General features: G+C 51.7%; 5 protein-coding genes and 1 CRISPR repeat array. All 5 genes read right to left on the bottom strand.

The window, feature by feature from the left end; translation table 11 throughout:
* Positions 1 to 65: 65 nt before the first annotated feature.
* A CRISPR array of direct repeats spans positions 66 to 1,054; the repeat unit is 35 nt; unit sequence GTCTCAATCCCCTTCGAAAACGGGGTAAGTAAAAC.
* A 278-nt stretch (positions 1,055 to 1,332) separates the two neighbouring features.
* The 5 genes from cas2 (RTI30_RS14340) to cas6 are packed head-to-tail and all read right to left on the bottom strand — an operon-like array spanning position 1,333 to position 5,310.
* Positions 1,333 to 1,611, bottom strand: coding sequence for a CRISPR-associated endonuclease Cas2 (cas2, locus tag RTI30_RS14340; protein ID WP_409449708.1), 279 nt, complete (start codon positions 1,609 to 1,611; stop codon positions 1,333 to 1,335).
* A 7-nt stretch (positions 1,612 to 1,618) separates the two neighbouring features.
* Positions 1,619 to 1,900, bottom strand: coding sequence for a CRISPR-associated endonuclease Cas2 (gene cas2 / locus RTI30_RS14345; RefSeq protein WP_409449709.1), 282 nt, complete (start codon positions 1,898 to 1,900; stop codon positions 1,619 to 1,621).
* Positions 1,901 to 1,904: 4 nt separating this feature from the next.
* Positions 1,905 to 3,911: a CRISPR-associated endonuclease Cas1 gene (gene cas1, locus RTI30_RS12230; protein WP_312274578.1), complete on the bottom strand. Its 2,007-nt coding sequence runs from the start codon at positions 3,909 to 3,911 to the stop codon at positions 1,905 to 1,907.
* A gap of 14 nt (positions 3,912 to 3,925) precedes the next feature.
* A complete protein-coding gene (locus RTI30_RS12235; protein WP_312274580.1) occupies positions 3,926 to 5,026 on the bottom strand; it encodes a putative CRISPR-associated protein in 1,101 nt (366 codons plus the stop codon).
* 5 nt (positions 5,027 to 5,031) lie between these two features.
* A complete protein-coding gene (gene cas6 / locus RTI30_RS12240) occupies positions 5,032 to 5,310 on the bottom strand; it encodes a CRISPR system precrRNA processing endoribonuclease RAMP protein Cas6 (RefSeq protein WP_409449710.1) in 279 nt (92 codons plus the stop codon).
* Between the last annotated feature and the right edge of the window lie 137 nt (positions 5,311 to 5,447).

Below are 5,447 nucleotides of genomic sequence, written 5' to 3' on the forward strand. Positions count from 1 at the left end.
CTCAATCCCCTTCGAAAACGGGGTAAGTAAAACCAGTTGACGAACTCGAACGCGCAGAGGATCTGGTCTCAATCCCCTTCGAAAACGGGGTAAGTAAAACTATCCTGCGAGAACTGGCCTGTAATGCACAAGACGTCTCAATCCCCTTCGAAAACGGGGTAAGTAAAACGGGAGGGGGAGCACGAGATCCCCGTGTACCAGGTCTCAATCCCCTTCGAAAACGGGGTAAGTAAAACTGGGGGGATCGTTTTATCGATCCCCGTGATCAAGTCTCAATCCCCTTCGAAAACGGGGTAAGTAAAACTAAAAGATTTGGTCTGTGATATCGACCGTATCAGTCTCAATCCCCTTTGAAAACGGGGTAAGTAAAACCGCGCAACTGGTGCCCCCCGCATAGCGGGGGACGTCTCAATCCCCTTCGAAAACGGGGTAAGTAAAACGAGTGGGGGGTGCCGGGGAACGAATACCACCTGTCTCAATCCCCTTCGAAAACGGGGTAAGTAAAACATTTAACTTTTAGGAGAACAGTCATGGGTTATATCGTCTCAATCCCCTTCGAAAACGGGGTAGGTAAAACCCGATACCGAAGTAATCGAAATTGACGAGGATTAAGTCTCAATCCCCTTCGAAAACGGGGTAAGTAAAACCTTTCGGCCAAACCTGGTCAAGAAAGCTCTCTTGTCTCAATCCCCTTCGAAAACGGGGTAAGTAAAACTCCTGGCCAACCTGCAGCGCAATCCGAGCTATGTCTCAATCCCCTTCGAAAACGGGGTAAGTAAAACGGAATCACGTTGTCTGTCCCGGTGATTAACGCGTCTCAATCCCCTTCGAAAACGGGGTAAGTAAAACATCCACGCTGGGATGATGGTGAACGTTTTCCAGTCTCAATCCCCTTCGAAAACGGGGTAAGTAAAACAACAAAGGATCGTTACCCTTAATTGCCAAGGCTCTAGTCTCAATCCCCTTCGAAAACGGGGTAAGTAAAACGAGCCGGCCTGCACTCGGTACAAAATAGATTTGTCTCAATCCCCTTCGAAAACGGGGTAAGTAAAACAGTACCCTCTGGAAGCCGCGCCAGTCAAGGCTTCCAGAGCCATTTGCGGACGCAGAGTCAAAATCTGGCCTACCTGGACTAATTCTAGGTAGAATTTGTCTAAAAAATGGGCAAAAAGTGTTAGAAAACAATATGCGGACATTGAAACTTCAAGTATTTTATTTATTCCATAAAAAACAAAGAGTTGCAACGAAATATCTGAGTGGATATGAAAAACAGCCTGTTGGTCCGCAGATACAGTCTTTGCGAGTGTTTTGGTTGTAACAACACAACAAACATTAGAGCAAAAAATAATCAGATTCTTCATGGTACCCTTGGTAGCCATCTGTGAGGATATCCGGGCGATCATTCTCACACAGGGTGTAGTATCGTACCGTGTCGGTCTCTATATCTAAGTGCTGCGCAATTTTCTCTTTTATTTCGTTTAATTGGGATAATGTATCGATATGGCATTCGTAGACACTTTTTTGTACACGATCACCCCAACCCATGAGCGTTTTCGCAATCCGCGCACGCGACCGATCACTACATATGTCGTATGCAATTATAACCAACATTATGTTTTCATAAAATATGCCATGCGTCGGTGTCTGGTCGTTCTCCCGTACCCTGCCAGCGAACCCTGTTTTGGCATCGGGAGCATAAAGGATAATAGCGAACACTATCGCTCTCGTGGTCGATTGTGTCCTGTAGTTTGCTGCGCAATCCCCGCAGATCCTCGATGGTTAACATGCATTCGAATACGCTTTTTTGCACTCTTTGTCCGGCGGCTTGTAGGACGTGATCCACTGCCCGTCGGCGAGCATTGTCGCTGATGTCGTAGGTGATAATCCATAAGCGGCTCATACTGCTACCGAATAGTGAACGCAAAATAGCGAGGTTCTTGCCCGCGCATCACCTGGGCAAAATGCTTGGCCTGAGCCAGCATGGCGCGCCGATAATCCGTTTGCGTTCCGCTGATTGGATGCTGAAAAGTACTATTTATTCGCTCTTCAAATGACTGTATACATCGTTTACGGAGTGCAGTTCCCAGCTTGCATGGCAAGGAGCTGTGAGGATCCATTATAAAATCGGCCGCGGTGGTTTTCGGATCGCTAAGCAGCTTGATTACCATGCGGTCTACCACAAGAGCACGAAATTCCTCCATGAGATCCGACGCCAAGGCGGGGTGACCCGGTCGCAATTGGTGATAGACGCCGAGATACGGATTGAGGCCGGTGCGGCGCAAGGTGCCAAGCACATTTTGGTAAAGAAGGCCGTAGCCGTAAGAGAGCAGAGCGTTTATGGGATCTTTTGGCGGTCGCCGGTTTCTTCCCGCCCAGTGCCAGCCCGGCTTTAATAATTCGGCAAATGCTTGGTAGTAGACGCGGGCAGCGTTTCCTTCAATTCCACGCAGTTTGTCTAGAGTTTTGCAGGTGTCTATCTGCTCGCGATGCTGGTCTAGCAAGCGCAGCGCATCGTTGAGCTCGGGTATTTCGCGATGGCGATTTGCGTTGCGCAATACATAACGACTATTGGTAAGCTTGGCCTTAATTATGCTTTTGGCGATTTGTAACAGAAAGTCCGTGTTCTCCTGCAGACGCACTTGTGCCGTCCAAGTATCCAGTCCGCTGGCATCGAGATCGTCTATCCGCAATTCGCAGGCACCAGTAAAACTGCTGAGAAATACATCGGCGTTATTCTCTCGACAGGCGCGCAGGAGTGCGGTGGAGACGAGTTGATTGCCTTGTAATATGATCTGGGTTACGCGATGCAAGGGTAGACTGTGATTTTCTGCCCCGTCGTGGCGAATGACGATACGCTCGTTGCGTAGCGTTAGGTAGGCACCCTGTTCGGTGATGTACAACGTCCGTTCCAGAGGACCGTGTTCATGTGTGGATGTCGTGTCGGCATCGAGTTTGCGGGATGCGTGTGCCGAATTTGTTTCTTCCGACTGTGGCGAAGTGATTGCGGCGAGATTGTCCGGTGCATTGGCGTTTCGGCCAAGGAGATTGCGCAGATCTACCGTGTCTGATTCTATGGCGTCGTTTAGAAAGTGTACCCCGAGAAATTGAAAGCCCTCATGAAAATTGGTTATACGAGTTTTTTCGGGCTGAATACGCAGCTGGAGCAAATGTAATACATCTTCGCTGAGATGCAGCGCACGCTCCGCCTCCCCGCGATCCCTGCAGAGAACGATGAAATCGTCGGCATAGCGAACCACGCGATAGCCAGCTGCAAGCAAGCGCTCGTCCAGTTCGTCGAGATATAAATTGGCCAATATAGGCGATAGGGGAGATCCTTGCGCGATACCCTTGCGGGGTATGCTCAGGCGATGGTTGTCCTCGATCGGCGCGCGCATCCAGCGCGCGATCCAACGGACGACTTCGTAATCCGGGATCGCATCCTTGACCTTACGGAGCAGTCGTAATTGGGCGATTTCGTCGAAAAATTGGTAAATATCTGCATCCACTACCCACTGGTAGCCGGCGTCGCGGTGATTCAGCACGGCAGCCAAAGCCATCTGGATGGAGTGCGCCGGGCGATATGCAAAACTGCATGCTTCAAAGTGCTGGTCGAGAATCGGGCCGATGACCAACGCTATCGCCGTCTGCAAGAGGCGATCCCGCACCGTGGGGATGGCAAGTCCGCGCGGATTTTTGCCCGGACGCTCCATCCACACACGCAGGAGAGGACTGGGACCGTAGCTACCGTCGCGCGCTTGCTGCTGTAACTCCGCAATATTTTGTAGGAGCTTTGTGGCAAAATCCGCAATGCTTTCGCCGTCCACTCCTGGCACGCCATCGTTTTCTTGCACTCGGTGCCATGCATTGAGCAAGTTGGCATCGGAGAAGGCTTGGCTAAGGAGTGGGCCCATATCAGTGCGCTTCCCTAGTGCAACGCATTGTCCAGTGCATCGACGACATACTGTTCGCCCTCGTAGTGCCCAAAAAGTCGCTTGGCGTCGCGATCCGCCCAGGCATCACACTCGTGGGTCGAGGGTGGGCGGGGGTTTCCCGCGAGGGCTTTGAAGTCTAGGCGATCCGGGTTATGCCCCAGTTCCAGAAAGCGGGCAAGGTCGCCAAGTCGCTGATTGACGAGGGCAAGGCGATCCGCCGGTAGATTGCTGGTGCTTTCCACAAAGCGGGGCCCATACCGAAGCATGGGCGTTGGCGACTCGCGCAAGCGTTTGCCCAGCAATGGCTTACCAACCTGATCCCATACAAGTGTGCCCCAAACGGTCAGGGCAGCTTTCCCTTCAAAGACTTGTACCAAGGTCTCGGGCATTTCCGCTACTTCCGCTGCGGCAACCGTCAGTTTGTCGGCCAAGCGCGCAAGCAAGGAAAAGTTGGCCTGTATCCAGTCGTCAATATCGAGACGAATGGGTAAGCGCGGTATGCGTAACAGCTCCTCACCGCTTTCAAAGATGTAGACGGTTTCATCGGCATAAAAGTGGGCGAGAGTTTGTAAAAAGCCCTGCACGCTTTTGAAGCCACCGCTGAGCTGAAAAATGATCTTGATGTGCTGGTCGCGGCTGGTGGGCAACGCTTCGGCGCACCAGCGGACAAGTTCGGCCATGCCAGATTGGAAGGTGGCGAGGTCATCCGTACTCAAATCGGTGATCGGAGCGATTTGCGCAGTTTGCCCCAGAGACTCCAGCCAAGTACGAAGACAGTCTGCAGTCTGTTGGCCGATCCAGGTATCGCTGGCAATCAAAAAATGGATGTCGTTGCCGGTGGGCAATCCGTGCGAATACAGGCGCGTCAATCCGTTGATTTCTGCCGAAAGCCGGCGTAGTTCTTCGACCCGCTTTTCCGCGCCCAGACGCTGTCGCGCGGATTGTAGAAGGCTTTGAAGTTGTACCTGTGCTTCCTGTGGAATATCGTCTAGACGCTTTTTATTGGCGTACTGATTGATGAGAGAGGTCGAGCCGCTTTCTCTTGCTAAATTGGTTAGAAGGCTGGTACCACAAGAGCTGACTATATAACGCATTCGATTCACTCCGCGACTTGTAATTGATACGTGCCAAAACCGAAGGTGCTTTTGCCGCCAACATGGAGCCAAGCGCCAAGGGCAAGCCAGGGTAAAAATTCCTCCAGTGCACCATGGTATTCGAGAAACCCGACCAAGCCACCAAAGGGCATGTTTTGTTTTTGCCGGGCAGACCAACGATCCAAGGTCATCCAGCGCACCGATCCGTGATCCGAAATGCCGACGGCATGTTGCAAGATTTCTTTGGCTTGCTGGGCGCTACTATTGGGCTGGAGCTGGCGCATGCGGCCAAACACCCGCCGTAGCAATTGGGTAAAGCTTGGCGGTTTTAAGTTTGAAGTGCAACACCCGCATATAACTCTCTGACTTGCTGCGCCATAACTTCGGCGGGTGTCCGAAATCCCAGACATTTCCTGGGGCG

Origin of the sequence: Candidatus Igneacidithiobacillus taiwanensis (assembly GCF_031962545.1) — a bacterium.
GTDB lineage: Bacteria > Pseudomonadota > Gammaproteobacteria > Acidithiobacillales > Acidithiobacillaceae > Igneacidithiobacillus > Igneacidithiobacillus taiwanensis.

Coding starts and splice junctions, on each gene's coding strand:
- cas2 (WP_409449708.1), bottom strand. CDS start 1,611: ATGTTGGTTATAATTGCATACGACATATGTAGTGATCGGTCGCGTGCG.
- cas1 (WP_312274578.1), bottom strand. CDS start 3,911: ATGGGCCCACTCCTTAGCCAAGCCTTCTCCGATGCCAACTTGCTCAAT.
- cas6 (WP_409449710.1), bottom strand. CDS start 5,310: ATGCGCCAGCTCCAGCCCAATAGTAGCGCCCAGCAAGCCAAAGAAATC.
- RTI30_RS12235 (WP_312274580.1), bottom strand. CDS start 5,026: ATGCGTTATATAGTCAGCTCTTGTGGTACCAGCCTTCTAACCAATTTA.
- cas2 (WP_409449709.1), bottom strand. CDS start 1,900: ATGAGCCGCTTATGGATTATCACCTACGACATCAGCGACAATGCTCGC.